Source organism: Chromobacterium haemolyticum, assembly GCF_009936155.1.
Classification (GTDB): domain Bacteria; phylum Pseudomonadota; class Gammaproteobacteria; order Burkholderiales; family Chromobacteriaceae; genus Chromobacterium; species Chromobacterium haemolyticum.
Map to the genome: position 1 here is coordinate 282,738 of NZ_AP019312.1, position 19,134 is coordinate 301,871.

The following is a 19,134-nucleotide window of genomic DNA, read 5'->3' on the forward strand; positions in this document are numbered from 1 at the left end:
GTAAGCCCGTAGGTGGCGGTTTCTGCGAGCCCGAAGGGCGAAGCAAAAACCGGCGCATGATGCGCGGCAACGAGAGTTAACGGAACGGATTAGAGATGGCGAATCGCACGGTCATGGTGATGGCGGCTGGTACGGGTGGACACATCGTCCCCGGCCTTGCCGTGGCCAAGGAATTGCAAAACCGGGGCTGGAACGTGGTGTGGCTGGGCACCCGGCGCGGCATGGAGAACAAATTGGTGCCGCCCACCGGCATTCCGCTGGAGCGGCTGAACTTCCACGGTGTGCGCGGCAAGGGCCTGTTGGGCTCGGCCAAGGGCGCGTTGCAGCTGCTTGGCGCTTTCTTCAGCAGCGCGGCGCAGATTTTCCGCCATCGCCCGGACGTGGTGCTGGGCATGGGCGGCTACGTCTGCCTGCCCGGCGGCGTGATGGCGGGCCTGCTGTGGAAGCCGCTGGTGTTGGTGAACGCCGACGCCGGCCTGTTGTTGAGCAATAAGGCTTTGCTGCCCTTCGCCAAGAAACTGGTCTGCGGTTTCGATGGGGACGCGGCGCGCAACGGCAAGGCCCTGGTCACCGGTAATCCGGTGCGCGGCGAGATCGAGAGCATCGCCCCGCCGGCTGAGCGTTTTGCCGGCCGCAGCGGGCCGCTGAAGGTGCTAGTGGTGGGCGGCAGCCTGGGGGCCAAGATTTTGAATGACACTTTGCCGCAGGCGATGGCCAAGTTGCCGGCCGACAAGCGACCGCAATTGACGCACCAGACCGGCGAAGCGAATTTCGCCGCGGTCGAAGCCGCTTATCAGGCCGCTGGCTTGCGGGATCAGGTGGAATTGTTGCCCTTTGTCGACGACATGCCTAAGCGCCTGGCCGAATGCGACTTGGTGATTTGCCGCGCCGGCGCGATCACGGTCAGCGAATTGTGCGCGGCCGGCGTGCCCAGCGTGCTGGTGCCGCTGGTGGTGTCCACCACCGGTCATCAGCGCGACAACGCCGAGTGGATGGCGAAGGCCGGCGCGGCCTGGCATCTGCCGCAGAAAGAATTGAACGCCGATGGGCTTGCGGGCTTGTTGGCGGGTTTGGATAGAGACCAGTTGCTGGACAAGGCCGAACGCGCGCGCGCGCTGGCCCATTCCGGCGCGGCCGGCCGGGTGGCCGACCTGTGCCAGCAGCTGGCCAGGGAATGACAGGGCGTCATATGAGCGCTCAAGCAGAGACACAGACATGAAACACAGGGTCAAACACATACATTTCGTCGGCATCGGCGGCGTGGGCATGTGCGGCATCGCCGAGGTGCTGTACGGCCTGGGCTTTACCGTGTCCGGCTCCGACATGACGGAGAGCGCTACCAGCAAACGGCTGATCGATCAGGGTATTCGCGTGTTCTACGGCCACGACGCCACCTATATGCATGGTGCCGACGTGGTGGTGACCTCCACCGCGGTCAAGTCCGACAATCCTGAAGTGCTGGAAGCGCGCGCCAACAAAATTCCGGTGATCCCGCGCGCGCTGATGTTGGCTGAGTTGATGCGCTTTAAGCAGGGCATCGCCATCGCCGGCACCCACGGCAAGACCACCACCACCAGCCTGACCGCCTCGGTGCTGGGCGCGGCCGGTTTGGATCCCACCTTCGTCATCGGCGGCAAGCTGACCGCGGCCGGCACCAACGCGCGGCTGGGGTCCGGCGAATTCCTGGTGGCCGAGGCCGACGAATCGGACGCCTCCTTCTTGCACCTGACTCCGGTGATGGCGGTGGTGACCAATATCGACGCCGACCACATGGACACCTACGACCACAGCTTCGACAAGCTCAAGCAGGCTTTCGTGGACTTTCTGCAGCGCTTGCCGTTCTACGGCCGCGCGGTACTGTGTGTGGACGACCCCAATGTGCGAGAGATCCGCGGCCGCATCACCAAGCCGGTGACCACTTATGGCCTGGACGATTCCGCCGACATCTACGCGGAGAACGTCCGCGCCGCGGCCGGACAGATGCATTTCGACGTGGTGGTGAAGAACGGCAAGGAAGTGCGCTTCCCGGTTGTGCTGAACATGCCGGGCCGCCACAACGTGCTCAACGCGCTGTCCGCCATCGCCATCGGCCTGGAGTGCGGCGCCAGCGTGGAAGCTATCCAGCAAGGCCTGGCCGAGTTCGCCGGCGTCGGCCGCCGCTTCCAGCGCTATGGCGAAGTGCCGGCCAAGGACGGCGGCAGCTTCACTCTGGTGGACGACTACGGCCATCACCCGGTGGAAATGGCCGCCACGCTGGCCGCGGTGCGCGGCGCCTTCCCGGACAAGCGTCTGGTGCTGGCCTTCCAGCCGCACCGTTACACCCGCACCCGGGATCTGTTTGAAGACTTCGTCAAAGTGCTGTCCAGCGTGGACGCCTTGTTGCTGTCCGAAGTCTACGCCGCCGGCGAAGCGCCCATTGTGGCCGCCGACGGCCGCGCCTTGGCGCGCGCGGTGCGGGTTTTGGGCAAGGTGGAGCCGGTGTTCGTCGAGGACATCGTCGAGATGCAGCAGACCATTTTCGATCAGGCTCGCGACGGCGACGTGGTGGTGACCATGGGCGCGGGCTCCATCGGCGCGGTGCCGGCCAAAGTGGCGGCGGGCGCGTGATGATGAATGACAAGGACAAGGCAATGACGCAGTACGGCAAGGTGGCGGTGATGATGGGCGGGAGCTCCTCCGAGCGTGAAGTGTCGCTGATGAGCGGCGCGGGCGTGCTCAAGGCCCTGCAGTCCCGCGGCGTGAACGCTCACAAGTTCGATCCGTCGGAACAACCGCTGAGCGCGTTGAAGGAAGAAGGCTTCGACCGCGTGTTCAACATCCTGCATGGCCCCTTCGGAGAAGACGGCACCTTGCAAGGCGTGCTGGAAAGCATGGGGCTGCCATATACCGGCTGCGGGGTGATGGCGTCGGCGATCTGCATGGACAAATGGCGCACCAAGCTGTTGTGGCAGGGCGCCGGCCTGCCGATCCCGGAGTTCGAGCTGCTGGACGAGAACAGCGACTTCGCCGCGGTGGAGGCCAAGCTTGGTCTGCCCATCTTCGTCAAGCCGGCCACTGAGGGCTCCAGCATCGGCGTGACCAAGGTCAAGCAGCCGGGCGAGCTGAAAGCCGCGTTCGAAGAGGCGCGCAAATACGACAGCATCGTGATTGCCGAGCGATTCATCGGCGGCGGCGAGTACACCTGTGCGGTGATAGGCGACACCGCCTATCCGACCATCAAGATCGAGCCGGCGACCGAGTTCTACGACTACGACGCCAAGTATTTCCGCGACGACACCGTCTACCGTTGCCCGTCCGGCCTGAGCGAAGCGCTGGAACAGCGCGCGCGCGAACTGTCGCTGGCCGCGTTCCGCGTATTGGGCGGCCGCGGCTGGGGCCGGGTGGATTTCCTGATGGACGAGGCCGGAGGCATTTACTTGCTGGAAGCCAACACCAATCCGGGCATGACCAGCCACAGCCTGGTGCCGATGGCGGCGCGGGCGATGGGCATCAGTTACGAGGATTTGTGCCTCAAGGTGCTGGATATGGTGCATGTGGGATAACCATCGGTTGCTAAGAGGCCTGGCCAATTTGATGCTGGCCGCCGCAGCGCTGATGTTGCTGTATGCAGGAGGGTTCTGGTTGACGCACGCTCCGGTGTTTCCGGTGAAGAAGATCCAGATTCGCGGCGACATGAAACGCGTGACGCCGGAACAGCTGAAGTTCATTGCCGAGCATGAACTGTCCGGCACCTTCTTCACGCTGGACATCGACAAGACGCGGGCGGCCTTCGGCAAATTGCCGTGGGTGCGGGATGCCCAGGTGCGACGGCGCTGGCCGGACGCGCTGGACATTTCAGTGGAAGAGCATGTGGCGCTTGCGCGCTGGGGAGAGAACGGCCTGGTCAATACCCGAGGAGAGCGGTTCGACGCCGCCAGCGATCAGGACCTGCCGGTGTTTTACGGGCCGGCGGGGGCAGAGAAGGACATGAGCGAAATGCTGGGCGGCCTGCGCCAGGATCTGGCTCCGGCGGGCGTCAAGCCCGCGGCGCTGTGGCTGTCCAGCCGCCGCGCCTGGAAAGTGGGGCTGGACAACCAGGTGCAGCTGGAGTTGGGACGCAACGACGTGAGTCCGCGCGCCCGCCGCTTCGCCCAGTACTGGAAGAGCAAATTGGCGGCGTTGCCGTACCACGTGGAATACGTGGATATGCGCTACCCGAATGGATTCGCCGTGCGGATGCCCGATTACAAGGCGCCGCCGGCCAAGGGAAACAAGTAATTAGCAGTTGGAGCGACAGGTGAGCAAACCAAAGGAAAGCAAGAACATGCTGGTTGGCCTCGACATCGGCACATCCAAGATCGTGGCGATCGTCGCAGAAGTCCTGGAGGACGGCCAACTCAATATCGTCGGCATGGGCCACACCCCGTCGCGCGGTTTGAAGCGCGGCATGGTGGTGAACATCGAATCCACGGTGCAGGCGATCCAGCGCGCGCTGGAAGAGGCCGAGCTGATGGCCGACTGCAAGATTCACGAAGTGTTCGCCGGCATCGCCGGCAGCCACATCAAGAGCGTGAACTCGCACGGCATGGTGGCGATCAAGGATCGCGAAGTCACCAAGATGGACATCGACCGCGTGATTGAAACCGCGCGCGCGGTGACCATCCCGCCCGACCATCAGGTGCTGCACATCCTGACTCAGGAATACAGCATCGACGGCCAGGAAGGCGTGCGCGAACCGCTGGGCATGAGCGGCGTGCGGCTGGAGGCCAAGGTGCACATCGTCACCGGCGCGGTGTCCGCCGCCCAGAACGTGACCAAGTGCGTGCGCCGCTGCGGTCTGGAAGTGTCCGACCTGGTGCTGCAGCCGATGGCCTCCGCCATCGCGGTGCTGTCGGAAGACGAAAAAGACCTGGGCGTGTGCCTGATCGACATCGGCGGCGGCACCACCGACATCGCGGTGTACGCCAACGGCGCGATTCGTCACACCGCGGTGATTCCGATCGCCGGCGACCAGATCACCAACGACATCGCCATGGCCTTGCGCACGCCCACCAAGGAGGCCGAGGACATCAAGATCCAGCACGCGGTGGCGCTGGTGGCGATGGCCGACCCCAGCCAGATGATAGAAGTGCCGGGCGTGGGCGAGCGCGGGCCGCGTCAGATGTCGCGCGCCACGCTGGCCGAAGTGGTTGAGCCGCGGGTGGAAGAGCTGTTCCAACTGGTGCAGCAGGAACTGCGCCGCAGCGGTTTTGAGGATTTGCTGTCCTCCGGCATCGTGCTGACCGGCGGCGCCAGCCTGATGCCGGGCATGGTGGAGCTGGCGGAGGAAGTGTTCCACATGCCGGTGCGCGTCGGCGTGCCCAAGTATGTGGGCGGCCTGGCGGAAGTGGTGAAGACCCCGCGCTTCTCCACCGGCGTCGGCCTGCTGTTGTATGGCAAGGATCAGATTCAAACGCATACCGGCCCCAAGGTGGAGTCGGCGGGTGTAGGCCAGATGTTCACGCGCATGAAGGCGTGGTTCGCTGGCAATTTCTAAGCGCTACGCGGCCGGCGCACTCGCTGGCCACGATAGCGATCGGGCAGATGTATATGAAGTCGGTAGCTCATCTTTATTGAGGAGAGGAAAATGAGCGGAATGGTCTTTGAAGTTATGCAAGAAACCGCCAATGTGGCGATCATCAAAGTCATCGGCGTTGGCGGCGGCGGTTGCAACGCCATCGACAATATGATCGACGGCAATGTGCACGGCGTGGAATTCATCTGCGCCAATACCGACGCTCAGTCGCTGCTGCGCAACAAGTCGCCGCAGAAACTGCAGTTGGGCAACAACCTGACCCGCGGCCTGGGCGCGGGCGCCAATCCGGAAGTGGGCCGCAGCGCGGCGCTGGAAGACCGCGAGCGCATCGCCGAGATGCTGCGCGGCTCCAATATGGTGTTCGTCACCGCCGGCATGGGCGGCGGCACCGGCACCGGCGCGGCGCCGGTAGTGGCGGAAGTGGCCAAGGAAATGGGCATCCTGACCGTGGGCGTGGTCACTCGTCCGTTCGAGCACGAAGGCAAGCGCATGAAAGTGGCGCAGAACGGCATCGAAGACCTGAAAAAGCACGTCGATTCGCTGATCGTGATCCCCAATGAAAAACTGATGGAAGTGCTGGGCGACGACGTGACCATGCGCGAAGCCTTCCGCGCCGCCGACGATGTGCTCAAGGGCGCGGTGGCCGGCATTGCCGAAGTCATCACTTGCCCGGGCCTGATCAACGTAGACTTCGCCGACGTGCGCACCGTGATGAGCGAAATGGGCCTGGCGATGATGGGTTCCGCCTACGCTTCCGGCATCGACCGCGCCCGCGTGGCCGCCGAGCAGGCCGTGGCCAGCCCGCTGCTGGACAATATCACTCTGGAAGGCGCGCGCGGCGTGCTGGTCAACATCTCTACCGCGCCGGGCTGCCTGAAGATGAGCGAGTATCGCGAAATCATGGGCATCGTGCGCCAGTACGCGGACGAAGACGCGCAGATCAAGTTCGGCACCGCCGAAGTGGAAGACATGCCGGAAGACACCATCCGCGTGACCTTGATCGCTACTGGTCTGGGCCAGAAAAAGACCGCGCGCAACACCGAGGAGCGTCCGGAGTACATCAAGATCGTGAAGACCGGCACCGACGACCGCGCGGTGGAAGTGGTCAGCTACGACGACTTCGACACCCCGGCCATCATGCGCCAGGGCCGTCGCCGCGCCGCGCCGTCCATGGACTTCTCCAATCCGGAAGTGAGCGAAAGCTACGATATCCCGGCCTTCCTGCGCAAGCAGGCGGACTGAGGCGGAGTCGCTATAGAAGAAAGCTATTTAATACTGCAAATCAATCAATAAAGTGCGGTTTTTGACTGTGCTAGAATCGGGCATTCCCATCCGTTTGAGAAGTCCGACATGATATTGCAGCGCACGCTGAAACAAGCGATAAGCGCCACGGGTGTGGGTTTGCACTCCGGCGAGCGGGTGAAACTCACCCTGCTGCCGGCCGCGCCCGACACCGGGATCGTCTTTCGCCGCACCGACTTGCCCGAGCCGGTGGAGGTGAAAGCGGATCCATCGCTCGTCAACGACACGCGACTCTCCTCCACGCTGGTGACTGACACCGGCGTGCGTGTCGGCACGATCGAGCATTTGATGTCGGCCCTGGCGGGCTTTGGCATCGACAACCTCGTGATTGAGGTCACGGCGGCGGAAATCCCCATCATGGACGGATCCGCCGCCCCTTTCATTTACCTGCTGCAGACCGCGGGCGTGGCCGAGCAGAACGCCAAGAAGCGTTTCATCCGCGTCACCCGGACGGTGGAGGTGGAAGAGCGCGGCGTGTGGGTGAAGCTGGAGCCGCACGACGGCTTCAAGGTCACCCTGTCCATAGACTTCAACCATCCGGCTTTCAATCTGGCGCCTCAGACCGTGGCGGTGGATTTCGCGCGCCATTCCTATACCGACGAGATCAGCCGCGCGCGCACCTTCGGCTTCATGCACGAGGTGGAATACATGCGCAACCACGGCCTGGGCCGTGGCGGCAGCCTGGACAACGCCATCGTCATCGACGACGAATATGTGCTGAACCCGGAAGGCCTGCGCTTTCCGGATGAATTTGTCCGCCATAAAATCCTGGACGCCATCGGCGACCTTTACATCATCGGCCATCCGCTGATCGCCGCCTTCTCCGGCCACAAGTCCGGCCACGCGATGAACAACAAGCTGCTGCGCAAGCTGCTGGAAACGCCGGAAGCCTGGGAATACGTCAGCTACGACGATCCGCTGGACGCGCCGTCCAGCTTCCACCGGCTGCCGGAGGTGGCCTAGCGGTGTTCGGCTTCTGGCGCTTGTGGCTGCTCGTCACCATCCTGTTGTTGGGCTGGGCAGGCGTCTGTTATCTATTGACCCGCAATCCGCTCTACCTGCGCTACCTTGGCCGCATCGCCCGCTGGAGCGGCGGCCTGGTGGTGCTGGTCAGCGCCTTCTGGCTGATTTACCGGCTGCTGTCCTAGCAGGCCGGAGGAGATATCCATGTCCGAATTGACCCATTTCGATGCCGGCGGCCAGGCCCATATGGTCGACGTCGGCGCCAAGGCGCACACCCGCCGCCGCGCGGTGGCCGAAGGCCATATCCGCATGCTGCCCGCCACCTTCGCGCTGGTGAAGGGCGGCGGCCATAAAAAAGGCGACGTGCTAGGCATCGCTCGCATCGCCGCCATCATGGCGTCCAAGAAAGCCGCCGACCTGATCCCGCTCTGCCACCCGATCGCGCTGACCCGCGTGGCGGTGGACTTCGAACTGCTGGAGGCCGACAACGCGGTGCGTATCGAAGTCACCGCGGAATGCAGCGGCCAGACCGGGGTGGAAATGGAAGCGCTGACCGCCGCCAACGTCGGCCTGTTGACCATTTACGATATGTGCAAGGCGGTGGACCGCGGCATGGTCATCGACGGCGTGCGGCTGCTGGAGAAAGAGGGCGGCAAGAGCGGGCATTGGCGGGTGGAGAGCTGATCCGGCGCGATGTCGCGCGCAGTTTCATCGTTACCCGTGTTGTTCCGCACCGGCCGGCGTCCGCTCGGCGGGCTTGTCCCGCCAATAGCCGGCCAGCAGCGAGCCGGAAATATTGTGCCAGACCGAAAACAGCGCTCCCGGCAGCGCCGCTAGCGGGCTGAAGTAGGCCTTGCCCAGCTGGGCGGCCAGGCCGGAGTTCTGCATGCCTACCTCGATCGCCAGCGTGCGGCATACCGATTCGTCGAAGCCCAGCAAGCGTCCTCCCCAATACCCGCCCAACAGGCCGATGGCGTTGTGCAGCATCACCGCCAGAATAGTCAGACCGCCCACCGCGGCGATGTGGTTCTTGCTGCCGGCGACGATGGCGGCGATCAGCGCGACGATGGCCAGCATCGACAACAGCGGCAGCAGCGGCTCCAGCCGGCGGACCTGAGGCGCGAAGAAACGGTGGGCCAGCAAGCCCAGCCCTATCGGCAGGATGACGATTTGGAGAATGCTCAGCAGCATCGCCGCCACTTCCACCTTGATCGCCGCGTCCACGTACAGCCGGGTCAGCAGCGGCGTGGCCACCACGCCCACCAGCGTGGACAGCGAAGAGATAGTGACCGACAGCGCCACATCGCCGCGCGATAGATAGATGATCACATTGGACGCGGTACCGCTGGCGACGCTGCCCACCAGAATCATGCCTATGGCCAGCTGCGGCGGCATCTGGAACAGCCGCGCCAGCGCCCAGGCCGCCAGCGGCATCACCAGATAGTGCAGACCGAGTCCGGCCAATACCGGTGCCGGCCGGCTCAGCACCCGTTTGAAATCGTCCAGCGTCAGCGTTAGTCCCATGGCGAACATGATCACCGCCAGCAGCAGGCCGGTATGTGGCAGCAAGGGGGTGAACGCCGCCGGTCGCTGGTAAGCGATGGCGGATAGCAGCAAGGCCCATAGCGGAAACAGGCGGGTGATCTTGGCGAGCACGGCGACTCCTGACGGCGGATAATCCGCACATCATAGGCGATGGACCCCGGCGCGTGGCAAGTCCCCGAGTCCGCATGGCTGATCCAGCGTCAGCCGTCGCTTGCGCAATCGTCTTTTGCCAGCGGCGGCGCGGCGCGGTTTAATCGGGTCTTCGATTCCATGGAGCGCGCGATGCAAGCGACGATTGCCGGCAAGACCGTGGCCGATTGGCAGGCCAGCCACCCCTTATTGACGCCCTTGATGGCCTTGCAGCCTTTGAGCTGGTTCAATCCCGCACGGGCTCCGGCGGCGGAAGCTTTGGCCGACGTGGGCTTGAGCCGGGCCGAGGTCGAGGACGCCGACGCGCGGCTGCGCCGCTTCGCGCCCTATCTGGCGCGGGTGTTCCCGGACGTGGCCGCCAGCGGCGGCATCATCGAGTCGCCGCTGTTGCCACTGCCGGCGATGCGCGCGGCCTTATGGGCCGAGGCTGGGCTGGAGGCGAGCGGCAGCCTGTGGCTGAAGGCGGACAATCTGCTGCCGATTTCCGGCTCCATCAAGGCGCGCGGCGGCATCTACGAGGTGCTGAAACACGCGGAAGACTTGGCGCTGAGCCACGGCCTGCTGCGGACCAGCGATGATTACGCCGGGCTGGACAGCGCCGAGGCGCGCGCCTTTTTCGGCGACTACCGGGTGGCGGTGGGCTCCACCGGCAATCTGGGCCTGTCCATCGGCATCATTAGCGCCAAGCTGGGCTTCCAGGCCAGCGTGCACATGTCGGCGGACGCGAGGCAGTGGAAGAAGAATTTGTTGCGCAGCCATGGCGTCGAGGTGGTCGAGTATCCATCCGATTACAGCGTGGCGGTGGCCGAGGGCCGCAAGCAGGCGGCGTCCGATCCGCGCTGCCATTTTGTCGACGACGAGAATTCGAAGAACCTGTTTCTAGGCTACGCGGTGGCGGCTGAGCGCCTGCGTGGCCAATTGGCGGAGCAGGGCGTCCGGGTGGACGCGGAACACCCGCTGCTGGTGTATCTGCCCTGCGGCGTGGGCGGCGGGCCGGGCGGGGTGGCCTTCGGCCTCAAACTGGCTTTCGGCGACGCCGTGCATTGCCTGTTCGCCGAACCCACCCACGCGCCCTGCATGCTGCTGGGCGTCTACACCGGGCTGCATGACGCGGTGGCGGTGCAGGATTTCGGCATCGACAATCTGACCGCCGCCGACGGTCTGGCGGTGGGGCGTCCGTCCGGCTTCGTCGGCCGCGCGATGCAGCGGCTGATCGACGGTTATTACACGGTGGACGATGGCGAGTTGTACCGTTTACTGGCCTTATTGGAACGGGAGCAGGGGTTGAAGCTGGAGCCGTCGGCGCTGGCCGGCATGCCGGGCCCGCTGAGGGTGCTAGGCGAGTCCCAGGGCTACCGCCAGCGGATGGGCTTGAGTGCGGAGAGGCTGGCGCGCGCCGCGCATCTGGTATGGGGCACCGGCGGCGGCATGGTGCCGCCGGCGGAAATGGACACCTATCTGGCGGAAGGCCGGCGGCGGCTGCCTGCGTGAACGATAATGGCGGCATGCTGAACCTTCCCCCACGCGCCGGCGTTCGGCTGGACGGCGCACAATGGTCCAATCTGCACACCTTCGCGGCGGCGGCGCGGCATCTGAGCTTTGCCCGCGCCGCCGAGGAACTGTGCCTGAGCGCCAGCGCGGTCAGTCATCGCATCGCCCGGCTGGAACGGGCGCTGGGCACCCGCTTGTTTCTGCGGCTGACCCGCAGCCTGCGGCTGAGCGAGGACGGCGAGCGCATCTACCAGGCCTGGCTGGCCGGCCAGACGCAATTGGAGGCGGCCCTGAATCCACAGGACGACGCCGAGCCGGCCGGCGCGGTGGCGCTGTACGCGCGGCCCTCGCTGGCGCAATGCTGGCTGGCGCCGCGGCTGGCGGATTTCACCGAGCGCCACCCACGCATCGCGCTGGACATCCGCAGCGGCAACGAGATGGTGGATTTTCGCACCTGGAACATCGACCTGGCGCTGTATTACTCCACCGGCGAGTTTCCCAGCCTGGAGGCGCAGCGCCTGATGGACGAGCAAGTAGCGCCGGTGTGCAGCCCGGAGTACGCGGACCGGCATGGCCTGCGCGGTAATCCGGCGGCCCTGGCCGATTGTTTGCTGTTGCACGACGCCCAGGCTTGGGAGCGGGCGGCCCACGATGCTGAATGGCGCGAGTGGGCGCGCCGCCGCGGCGTGGCGCTGCCGTCGCGCGGCATGAGTTTTGACCGTTCCGATTTGTGCGCGCAGGCGGCCGCGCATCACGCCGGGGTGGCGCTGGGTCGGCGGCGTCTGGTTCAAGAACGGGTGGAGCGCGGCGAACTGATGCTGCCGCTAGGGCCGTTCGAGCCGCTGGGACCACAGGCGTATTATCTGGTGCGCGCGCCGCAAGCGCCGTCCCCTCGGGTGCGGGCGGTCATGGACTGGCTGCATCGTTGCGCGGCGGATTAACTCTCTTCTCCCCCTTTTCACGCAGCCCTCTCGCGCGGGCTCCCGACGGCGTGCTAGTCTGCCTCAGTTCAATGTCATGTTGGCAGCGGGAGGCGCTTGATGATCACCCTGTACCAGTTTGGCCCGGCCATGGGCCTGATGGATCCCAGCCCCTTTGTGGTGAAGGCGGATCTGCTGCTTAAGCTGTCCGGCCTCCCGTACCGCCGCGTGCGCGGCGATATGCGCAAGGCCCCCAAGGGCAAACTGCCCTGCATCGACGACGACGGCCAGATGGTGCCGGACTCCACGCTGATCCGCCTGCACTTGGCGGACAAGCATGGCATCACGCTGGACGCCGGCCTGAACGCCGAGCAGAAAGCGCTGGCCTGGAGCGTGGACTGTATGCTGGGAGAGCATTTCTACTGGGGCATCGTGCATGAGCGTTGGATGGTGGACGCGCATTTCGAGCGCGGCCCCGGCGTATTCTTCAAGGGCGTGCCGTCGTTGCTGCGCGGATTGGTGGTGGCGCTGGTGCGGCGTAAAGTGCGCGCCAATCTGTGGGGGCAGGGCATGGGACGTTTCAGCGAGGCGGAGCGTTTGCGGCTTCTGGAAGCGGATGTGGAGGCGCTGTCAGCCTTGTTGGGCGAGCGGCGTTATTTCATGGGCGACGCCGCCACATGGATTGACGCCAGCGTCTACGCCTTCGTCAGTGGCGCGCTGACCGACGCCATGGGCGAAACGCCGTCGCGGGCGCTGGTGTCGGCGCGCCCCAATCTGGTGGCGTATGCGGAGAGGCTGCGGGCTGAGTTTTACCCTTGATAAGTTAGAGGATCCGCCGCGAGGCAACACGATAAAAGCAAAGGGGAAAACATGAAGATGAACAGACTGCTGCCTTTGGCGGCCTGGTTGTGCGCGGCCGGCGCATGGGCGGATAGCGGATTGGACTACGGCCGCTACGGCATCGATTTGAACGGCATCGATCCGGCGGTGCGGGTGCAGGATAATCTGTCGCTGCACGCTAACGGGGGCTGGCTCAAGCACGCGGAGATTCCGGCCGAGCGTTCCTCTATCGGCGTGGCGGAAGTGTTGGCGGAGCGTAATCTGGAACGGCTGCGACAGTTGATAGAGCAGGCCGGTCAGGGCGCGGACGTCGGCAAGGAGGCGAGTCAGATAGCCGCCTTGTACCGCAGCTTTATGGACGAGGACACCATTGCCCATCGCGGGCTGGAGCCGCTGCGCGAATCGCTGCGGGCGGTGGCCGGCCTGAATTCGACGGAGGAGGCGGTGCGTTATATGGGCCGGTTGCAGGATCAGCCGGTGGATACGCCGTTTCGCTTCTATGTCAGCCAGGACCCCAAGGACTCCGCCGTCTATCTGGCTGGAGTCGGCCAGTCAGGCCTGGCGATGGACCAGGATTACTACCTGGGCAAATCCGCGGATTTTGCCGCCGCGCGTCAGGCTTACTTGAAGTATCTGGAGCGCTTGTTCGAGCAGGCGGAACTGGACCAGCCGCAAAGCCGCGCTCGTGATGTGCTGGCTTTCGAAACGCGCTTGGCAAAAATCCAATGGACCAATGTCGAGAACCGCGACATCCAGAAAACCTACAACAAGCTGAGCCTGGCCGAGCTGGCTCGCCGGCAGCCGGGCTATGATTGGTCGGCTTTGTTGAGCGACGCCGGCCTGGGCGCGGCCAAGCAATTGAACTTGGATCAGCCCGGCTATCTGAGCAAGCTGGCGCCGCTGCTGCGGACCACATCGGCGGCCACATTGCGCAATTATCTGCTGGCGCGCACGCTGGACGCCTACGCGCCCAGCCTGACGCCGGCCTTCGTCGACGCCCACTTCGATTTCTACGGCAAGACGTTGGAAGGCCGCAAGCAAAACCGGCCGCGCTGGAAACGCGGCGTGAGCGTGGTGGAAAGCGGGCTGGGAGAGGCGCTGGGCAAACTTTACGTGGCGCGCTATTTCACGCCGGAAGCCAAGCGCCAGGCCGACGAACTGGTGCGCAATCTGCTGAAAGCCTATGACCAGTCCATCGACACTCTGGACTGGATGAGCGAGGCCACCAAGCGGCAGGCTCATGTCAAGTTGTCCAAATACGCATTGAAGATAGGCTATCCGGACAAGTGGAGGAATTACGAGGGCCTGGAGCTGTCCCCGGACGATTTGGCCGGCAATGCGCGGCGCATCGCAAGCTTCAACTACCGGTATATGATCGGCAAGCTAGGCCAGCCGGTGGACCGCAAGGAATGGAGTATGACGCCGCAGACGGTCAACGCCTATTACAACCCGGCCAATAACGAGATCGTGTTTCCAGCCGCCATCCTGCAAGCGCCGTATTTCGATCCCGGCTTCGACCCGGCGGTCAACTACGGCAGCATTGGGGCCACCATCGGCCACGAAATCAGCCACGGTTTCGACGACCAAGGCAGCCAATTCGACGGCGACGGCAATATGCGCAACTGGTGGACCTCCACGGACAACGGGCGCTTCAAGGCCGCCACGCGCAAGCTGGTCAAGCAATACGGCCGTTACCAGCCGGTGCCCGGCCATTACGTCAACGGCGAGCTGACGCTGGGCGAGAACATCGCCGACAACGCCGGCCTGGAAGTGGCGTACAAAGCCTACCATTTGGCGTTGGGCGGCAAGGAGGCTCCAGTGCTGGACGGCATGAGCGGCGACCAGCGCTTCTTTATCGCCTTCGCCCAATCCTGGCGCAGCAAAACCCGCGACGAGGCCACGCTCAAGCAACTAGTGTCGGACCCGCACACGCCGGACCTGTGGCGGCCTATCGGCACCGCCAGCAATATGGAGCCGTTTTACCAGGCTTTCGGCGTCAAGCCGGGCGACAAGATGTATTTGCCGCCCAAGCAGCGCTTCCATTTGTGGTGGTAAGAACCTGTTCATAATCTGCTGCGCTGCGTGAGACGCCCCACGGTGAGTACCGCTTCGAAATGCTCATGTACCACTTGTACATTCCACTTTCTCAGCCGTTTTCGCCTTGTCTCGCTCTTGCTCGCAAGATTTTGAACAGGCTCTAAGACATTCTCAGAGTAAACGTTTGAGTTGGCCGGGCGTGAGCCCGGCATGGCGGCGGAACATGGCGATGAAGGCGCTGTCCTGCGCATAGCCCAGTTCCGCCGCCACCCGGCTTACGCTTTCCCCCTCGGCCAGCAGCCGGCTGGCCTCCATCATTTTCAATTGCCGCCGCCAGGCGCTGAAGCCGAGGCCGGTCTGTTGCTGGAACAGCCGGTTGACGGTGCGGGCGCTGGCGCCGGCCTGCGCGGCCAGTTGCTCCAGCGTGGCCTCGTCGCCGGGCTGCTGCAACAGCTGCTCGGCGATGCGCAGCAGCCGCCGGTCCTGCGGCAGCGGCAGACTCAGCGCCTGCTCCGGCGCGCGGCCGGCCTCGTCCAGCAACACCTCCACCAGCCTTTGCTGCGCCGGTTCCAGCGGCGACAGCGGCCATTCCGCCACCCGCACGATCAACTCCCGCAGCAACGGGCTGACGGCGATGACCTGCGGCCGCCGCGGCAGCGCGGGATAGGCCGCCGGGTCGAAGTACAGGCTGCGGTAGGCGAAGGGCTTGCCGGTTTCGGCCTGGTGCCATAGCCCCGAAGGAATCCAGGCCGCCATCGTGGGCGGCAGCACGCAGCGGGTATGGCCGATGCGGATTTGCAGCACGCCGCTGACCGCGTACATCAGTTGCGCGCGGCGGTGGCGGTGCAGGCCGGAATCATGCGGCGCCGGCGCGTCTATCGCCATGCCCACGATGGGGTCGGCGAGTTGATCCGGGTCCGGGGCCGTGGCGGGCTGGTAGCGCGGCATTATGTCCGATTCTCAATGTTTCATGGCTATCCATCGATAATAGGCGGAACTTCGTTCTCCTACAATCCGTGCTCGATGTTTGAAGGAGAACAAAAATGAAATCCGCGATCCGTGCGGCGCCGCTGGCGCTGCTGATTCTATTGCTGGGTTTTCCGCAATTGAGCGAAACCATTTACGCGCCGGCCTTGACCGAGATCGCGCTGGCTTACCATGTCAGCGCCGGCCAGGCGCAATTGACGATGAGCGTCTACTTCCTGGCTTTCGCCTTCGGCGTGGTGTGCTGGGGACGTTGCGCCGACGTGTACGGACGACGGCCGGCTCTGCTGGCCGCTTTGGCCTGCTACGGTGCGGGCGCGTTCCTGGCCGTGCTGAGCCGCGATTTCACCGTGCTGTTGCTGGCCCGCCTATTGCTGGCCTTCGGCGCCAGCGCTGGTTCGGTGGTGGTGCAGACCATGCTGCGCGACCGTTATCAGGGCCCGGCCTTGCTGGCGGTGTTCGCCACCGTCAGCGCCGCCTTGTCGTTGTCGCCGGCGCTCGGCCCGCCGCTGGGCGCGTTGCTGGTGGCCGGTTTCGGCCACCAGGGCGTGTTCGCCGCCTTGTGCGGCTTGGCGGCGCTGTTGCTGCTGCTGTCCTGCAAGCTGGCCGGCGAGACCCGGCCGGCGGACTTGCCGCCGCCGGCGGCGTTGGGCGCGGTGGCGGCCAGGATGGCGCGCGATCCGCGGGTGCTGGCCACGGTATGGCTGGTGGCCGGCTTCAATCTGTTGCTGTTCGGCTTTTACACGCTGGCGCCGTTCACGCTGCAATTGCTGGGCATGCCGCCCTGGCTGTTCGGCCTCAGCGGCTTGCTGGTGGCCGCCGGCGGTTTGTTCGGCGCCTTCGTCAACCGCCGCTTGGCGGTGCGCGGCGGCGGCGAACGCTTGCCGCGTCTGGCGCTGACGGCCGCCACGGCGGCGGCGCTGATTCAGTGGTTCAGCGCCTGGCCGGGCCTGTGGCCGATCGCGGCCGTCGGCGTGTTGCTGGTTTGCCAGCTGGCGATCGCGGCGGCCTTCGGCTGCGCGATTCCGCCCTTGCTGGCGGAAGCGTTGAGGGATTATCGCCAAGTGCAAGGCACGGCCGGCGCGCTGCTGGGCCTGATGTACTACCTGCTGATCGCCGGCGGGCTGGGCCTGATCAGCGCGGCCTATCAGCCCCATGTCTGCTACCAGCCGCTGGTCATGGCCTTGCTGTGCGCGGCGATGTGGCCGGCGGCGCGGTGCTTGAGCCGGTGAATCCACCTTCCCAAAAAAACAGCCCGCGGCGATACGCCGACGGGCTGTTTTTTTGGTTGGCGCGCGGTGGAGCCTATGGCGACGAAGGGCTTACCACTTGTCCTTGTCGCCGGCGAACAGGTTTTCCTCCGCCTTGCGCTTTTTGCCCGCGGCCGCTTTCTTGCCGGCGGCTCCGGCGGACGCCGTAGCCTTGTCCGCGGCGGGCGCGGGGGCGAGTTCGCGCAGCTGCAAGCCGCCGGGCGGCACCTGTTCCAGCGGGATGCGCACGTTTTCCAGATGGCCTTGCGACATGGTGGGCGTGACTTTGTCCACGATCACTTCGCAGCAGTCATACTCGGTGCGCCCCAAGGATTGTCCGGTCTGCGGATCCTTGATTTCCTCGCCCAGCGAGACCAGCTTGTAGCGCGCGCCTTCGCGCACCGACTGCCCGCCTTGGCTCAGCACCACATTGTTGCCGGTGCGGGACGCGACGGTGATCGGGAAGGTCCGCACCAGGATGGCGTTGACGACGCGATCGACGATCTGGCCTTCCATGCCCTGGCGTACCTGCTCCGGGCTGCCGTTGCCCAGCTTGCCCACATTGCCCTTGAGCATGCTGGAGAACTGAACCTGGCGGTTGGCGACGTTGATCACCCGCTGCGACAGCATCCAGTTGCCGGCGGACTTGTCGTAGTTGAACGCGCTGATGTGGCCGGTCCAGATCAGGTCGGCGCTAACGGCTTGGCTCATCTTGGAACGTTCCGCCGACGGCGCCTGGCCTGAACCGATCATATCCAGTTCCTGGCGGACATCGTCGCCCAGTTCGCGGTCCAACACGGTGAAGCGGCCGGTATTGGTCAATGCGTCCAGGGTTTGCTGATGGATTTCGCGGGCGACTTGTTCCGACGGCACGGCAACGCCGGCCACCTTGAACGAGTCCCGATCAATCATGATCGGTCCCACGACGATCCGCAGCTTGCCGCTGCCGGCCGGCTGGCTGAACTTGGCGATCTTGGCTTCGATCGTGGCCTTGTAGGTCTTGCTCAGCAGGCCGGGCTCTTCCAGCTTGACCAGTTTGAAGCCGGTGACCACGCCGCCGGACTCCTGCTGGACATACTCGGTGAAGGCGTTGGCGCTCAGTTGCGCGGCATCCTTGCCGGCCGCGGCGCTGAGCGTGGCCTTGAGCTGTTCCGAAGCCATGTCGAAGGAAACGCCGTTGACTTGCTTGATCGCCAGTTTCAACGCTTCTTCCACCGCCTCCGCCGCGCTGGCGCCGGTTCCGGTGGCGCTGGCCGCCACCGATTCCACCTTGCCCACGTCCGGCATGGCTTGCGCCAGGCTCTTGTTGGCGGCTTTGGCTGGCTGGGGCTGAGCGGCTTCTTCCTTTTGGGAACAAGCCGCCAACGCCAGCGCCAGCCCTGCCGCGCCAATAGCGAGAGTTAACTTCATGCGCCCTCCAGAGCGGAATCCGCTGGCTTACAGCGCTTGGGTCGCGTCTTTGGGCACGGGGATGTCGTTGCTCTTGGCGAAGCTGACGGCCTGTTTCAGCGTTTCATACAGATTCTTGCTGTTGCTGGGCAGGCTGGTCAGGATGTAGGAGCCGGTGGACAGTTTGGGCAGGTCCATCGGGGACGCGCTGCTCAAGGCCGATTTGAAGCCGTCGAACTGCTTGGTCATACCGGCGTATTTCAGCAGGCCTTTGCCCAGGGAAGCCAGGCCTTCGGTGTAGGTTTTCTTGGCTTCGGCGTCCATGGCGCTGCCGGAGGCTTTCTGACGCTCGCTGATGATTTTGGAGACGTTGCTCTGCACCGAGTCGGCTTTGCTCAGATTGTCCTTGGTGGCGCCGGAGGCCAGGGCGTCGGCTTCCGCCTTGGCCAGTGCGGCGGCGTCTTTGGCGCCCAGCGCGTTGGCCATCTTGTACTGGGACAGCAGGATTTCCTTGTTGGCGGCCACGTAGGAGTTCACCAATTGCTCCTGCTGGGACACCAGGTCGGCGCCGGCGGCGCTGTTGTTGTTGCCGCCGGCCAGGCTGGTGACGGCGTCGAACATGCCGGCGTGGGCGGGAACGGCTGCCAGGGAAGCGGCGGCCACGGCCAGGGCGATCAGGGTTTTGCGCATTATCATCTCCGGTTGATTT

At 64.7% G+C, this 19,134-nt stretch carries 18 protein-coding genes; 14 read left to right on the forward strand and 4 right to left on the reverse strand.

All coding sequences use genetic code 11. The annotated features are described in order from the left end of the window. Window positions 1–95 precede the first annotated feature (95 nt). From murG to moaC, 9 genes are all read left to right on the forward strand, one after another. Window positions 96–1,178, forward strand: coding sequence for an undecaprenyldiphospho-muramoylpentapeptide beta-N-acetylglucosaminyltransferase (gene murG, locus GYH29_RS01255; RefSeq protein WP_161523074.1), 1,083 nt, complete (start codon window positions 96–98; stop codon window positions 1,176–1,178). Window positions 1,179–1,215: 37 nt separating this feature from the next. Beyond that, entirely contained in the window at window positions 1,216–2,607 is a 1,392-nt protein-coding gene (murC, locus tag GYH29_RS01260; RefSeq protein WP_043592378.1) for a UDP-N-acetylmuramate--L-alanine ligase, read from the forward strand. Window positions 2,608–2,630: 23 nt separating this feature from the next. Continuing rightward, a complete protein-coding gene (locus GYH29_RS01265; protein ID WP_043592438.1) occupies window positions 2,631–3,542 on the forward strand; it encodes a D-alanine--D-alanine ligase in 912 nt (303 codons plus the stop codon). Next, window positions 3,532–4,257 carry a cell division protein FtsQ/DivIB gene (locus GYH29_RS01270; protein WP_019102324.1) on the forward strand — a complete coding sequence of 242 codons (726 nt, stop codon included), beginning with the start codon at window positions 3,532–3,534 and terminating at the stop codon, window positions 4,255–4,257. Before GYH29_RS01265 ends, GYH29_RS01270 begins: the two co-directional genes overlap by 11 nt. A gap of 19 nt (window positions 4,258–4,276) precedes the next feature. Further along, window positions 4,277–5,515 (forward strand): cell division protein FtsA, encoded by a 1,239-nt coding sequence (gene ftsA / locus GYH29_RS01275; protein WP_039755402.1) that lies wholly within the window; start codon window positions 4,277–4,279, stop codon window positions 5,513–5,515. A 90-nt stretch (window positions 5,516–5,605) separates the two neighbouring features. Beyond that, window positions 5,606–6,796, forward strand: coding sequence for a cell division protein FtsZ (gene ftsZ / locus GYH29_RS01280; protein WP_039755403.1), 1,191 nt, complete (start codon window positions 5,606–5,608; stop codon window positions 6,794–6,796). A gap of 111 nt (window positions 6,797–6,907) precedes the next feature. Beyond that, window positions 6,908–7,819 carry a UDP-3-O-acyl-N-acetylglucosamine deacetylase gene (lpxC, locus tag GYH29_RS01285; protein WP_039755405.1) on the forward strand — a complete coding sequence of 304 codons (912 nt, stop codon included), beginning with the start codon at window positions 6,908–6,910 and terminating at the stop codon, window positions 7,817–7,819. A 2-nt stretch (window positions 7,820–7,821) separates the two neighbouring features. After that, window positions 7,822–8,004, forward strand: a complete 183-nt coding sequence (locus GYH29_RS01290; protein ID WP_019102328.1) for a hypothetical protein — start codon at window positions 7,822–7,824, stop codon at window positions 8,002–8,004. Between the two features lie 19 nt (window positions 8,005–8,023). Continuing rightward, on the forward strand, window positions 8,024–8,503 hold the full coding sequence (moaC, locus tag GYH29_RS01295; RefSeq protein WP_019102329.1) for a cyclic pyranopterin monophosphate synthase MoaC: 480 nt from the start codon (window positions 8,024–8,026) through the stop codon (window positions 8,501–8,503). A 30-nt stretch (window positions 8,504–8,533) separates the two neighbouring features. On the opposite strand, the gene panS is transcribed toward moaC, so the two are convergent. Next, entirely contained in the window at window positions 8,534–9,475 is a 942-nt protein-coding gene (panS, locus tag GYH29_RS01300; protein ID WP_043592376.1) for a ketopantoate/pantoate/pantothenate transporter PanS, read from the reverse strand. 171 nt (window positions 9,476–9,646) lie between these two features. On the opposite strand from panS, the gene dsdA reads away from it, so the two are divergent. The 4 genes from dsdA to GYH29_RS01320 all read left to right on the forward strand — a co-directional run bounded on the left by dsdA (window position 9,647) and on the right by GYH29_RS01320 (window position 14,820). After that, window positions 9,647–11,005, forward strand: a complete 1,359-nt coding sequence (gene dsdA, locus GYH29_RS01305; protein WP_161523075.1) for a D-serine ammonia-lyase — start codon at window positions 9,647–9,649, stop codon at window positions 11,003–11,005. A gap of 14 nt (window positions 11,006–11,019) precedes the next feature. Next, a complete protein-coding gene (gene dsdC, locus GYH29_RS01310) occupies window positions 11,020–11,946 on the forward strand; it encodes a DNA-binding transcriptional regulator DsdC (RefSeq protein ID WP_118268580.1) in 927 nt (308 codons plus the stop codon). Window positions 11,947–12,045: 99 nt separating this feature from the next. Continuing rightward, a complete protein-coding gene (locus GYH29_RS01315; RefSeq protein ID WP_081574407.1) occupies window positions 12,046–12,744 on the forward strand; it encodes a glutathione S-transferase family protein in 699 nt (232 codons plus the stop codon). Between the two features lie 51 nt (window positions 12,745–12,795). Then, complete coding sequence (locus GYH29_RS01320; RefSeq protein ID WP_232060486.1) at window positions 12,796–14,820, forward strand: M13 family metallopeptidase; 2,025 nt, start codon at window positions 12,796–12,798, stop codon at window positions 14,818–14,820. Between the two features lie 153 nt (window positions 14,821–14,973). Here GYH29_RS01320 and GYH29_RS01325 read toward each other — a convergent pair whose 3' ends face one another. Continuing rightward, a complete protein-coding gene (locus GYH29_RS01325) occupies window positions 14,974–15,750 on the reverse strand; it encodes an AraC family transcriptional regulator (RefSeq protein ID WP_048413555.1) in 777 nt (258 codons plus the stop codon). A 95-nt stretch (window positions 15,751–15,845) separates the two neighbouring features. On the opposite strand from GYH29_RS01325, the gene GYH29_RS01330 reads away from it, so the two are divergent. Then, window positions 15,846–17,018: an MFS transporter gene (locus tag GYH29_RS01330; protein WP_081574405.1), complete on the forward strand. Its 1,173-nt coding sequence runs from the start codon at window positions 15,846–15,848 to the stop codon at window positions 17,016–17,018. Window positions 17,019–17,108: 90 nt separating this feature from the next. Here GYH29_RS01330 and GYH29_RS01335 read toward each other — a convergent pair whose 3' ends face one another. Continuing rightward, on the reverse strand, window positions 17,109–18,446 hold the full coding sequence (locus GYH29_RS01335; RefSeq protein WP_161523076.1) for a CsgG/HfaB family protein: 1,338 nt from the start codon (window positions 18,444–18,446) through the stop codon (window positions 17,109–17,111). Between the two features lie 27 nt (window positions 18,447–18,473). Continuing rightward, a complete protein-coding gene (locus tag GYH29_RS01340) occupies window positions 18,474–19,115 on the reverse strand; it encodes a hypothetical protein (RefSeq protein ID WP_081574403.1) in 642 nt (213 codons plus the stop codon). Window positions 19,116–19,134: the final 19 nt, after the last annotated feature.

Excerpts from the sequence above, each read along its gene's own strand:
- murG (WP_161523074.1), top strand. The coding sequence starts at position 96 with ATGGCGAATCGCACGGTCATGGTGATGGCGGCTGGTACGGGTGGACAC.
- murC (WP_043592378.1), top strand. The coding sequence starts at position 1,216 with ATGAAACACAGGGTCAAACACATACATTTCGTCGGCATCGGCGGCGTG.
- GYH29_RS01265 (WP_043592438.1), top strand. The coding sequence starts at position 2,631 with ATGACGCAGTACGGCAAGGTGGCGGTGATGATGGGCGGGAGCTCCTCC.
- GYH29_RS01270 (WP_019102324.1), top strand. The coding sequence starts at position 3,532 with ATGTGGGATAACCATCGGTTGCTAAGAGGCCTGGCCAATTTGATGCTG.
- ftsZ (WP_039755403.1), top strand. The coding sequence starts at position 5,606 with ATGAGCGGAATGGTCTTTGAAGTTATGCAAGAAACCGCCAATGTGGCG.
- moaC (WP_019102329.1), top strand. The coding sequence starts at position 8,024 with ATGTCCGAATTGACCCATTTCGATGCCGGCGGCCAGGCCCATATGGTC.
- dsdA (WP_161523075.1), top strand. The coding sequence starts at position 9,647 with ATGCAAGCGACGATTGCCGGCAAGACCGTGGCCGATTGGCAGGCCAGC.
- dsdC (WP_118268580.1), top strand. The coding sequence starts at position 11,020 with ATGCTGAACCTTCCCCCACGCGCCGGCGTTCGGCTGGACGGCGCACAA.
- GYH29_RS01315 (WP_081574407.1), top strand. The coding sequence starts at position 12,046 with ATGATCACCCTGTACCAGTTTGGCCCGGCCATGGGCCTGATGGATCCC.
- GYH29_RS01320 (WP_232060486.1), top strand. The coding sequence starts at position 12,796 with ATGAAGATGAACAGACTGCTGCCTTTGGCGGCCTGGTTGTGCGCGGCC.
- GYH29_RS01325 (WP_048413555.1), bottom strand. The coding sequence starts at position 15,750 with ATGCCGCGCTACCAGCCCGCCACGGCCCCGGACCCGGATCAACTCGCC.
- GYH29_RS01330 (WP_081574405.1), top strand. The coding sequence starts at position 15,846 with ATGAAATCCGCGATCCGTGCGGCGCCGCTGGCGCTGCTGATTCTATTG.
- GYH29_RS01335 (WP_161523076.1), bottom strand. The coding sequence starts at position 18,446 with ATGAAGTTAACTCTCGCTATTGGCGCGGCAGGGCTGGCGCTGGCGTTG.
- GYH29_RS01340 (WP_081574403.1), bottom strand. The coding sequence starts at position 19,115 with ATGCGCAAAACCCTGATCGCCCTGGCCGTGGCCGCCGCTTCCCTGGCA.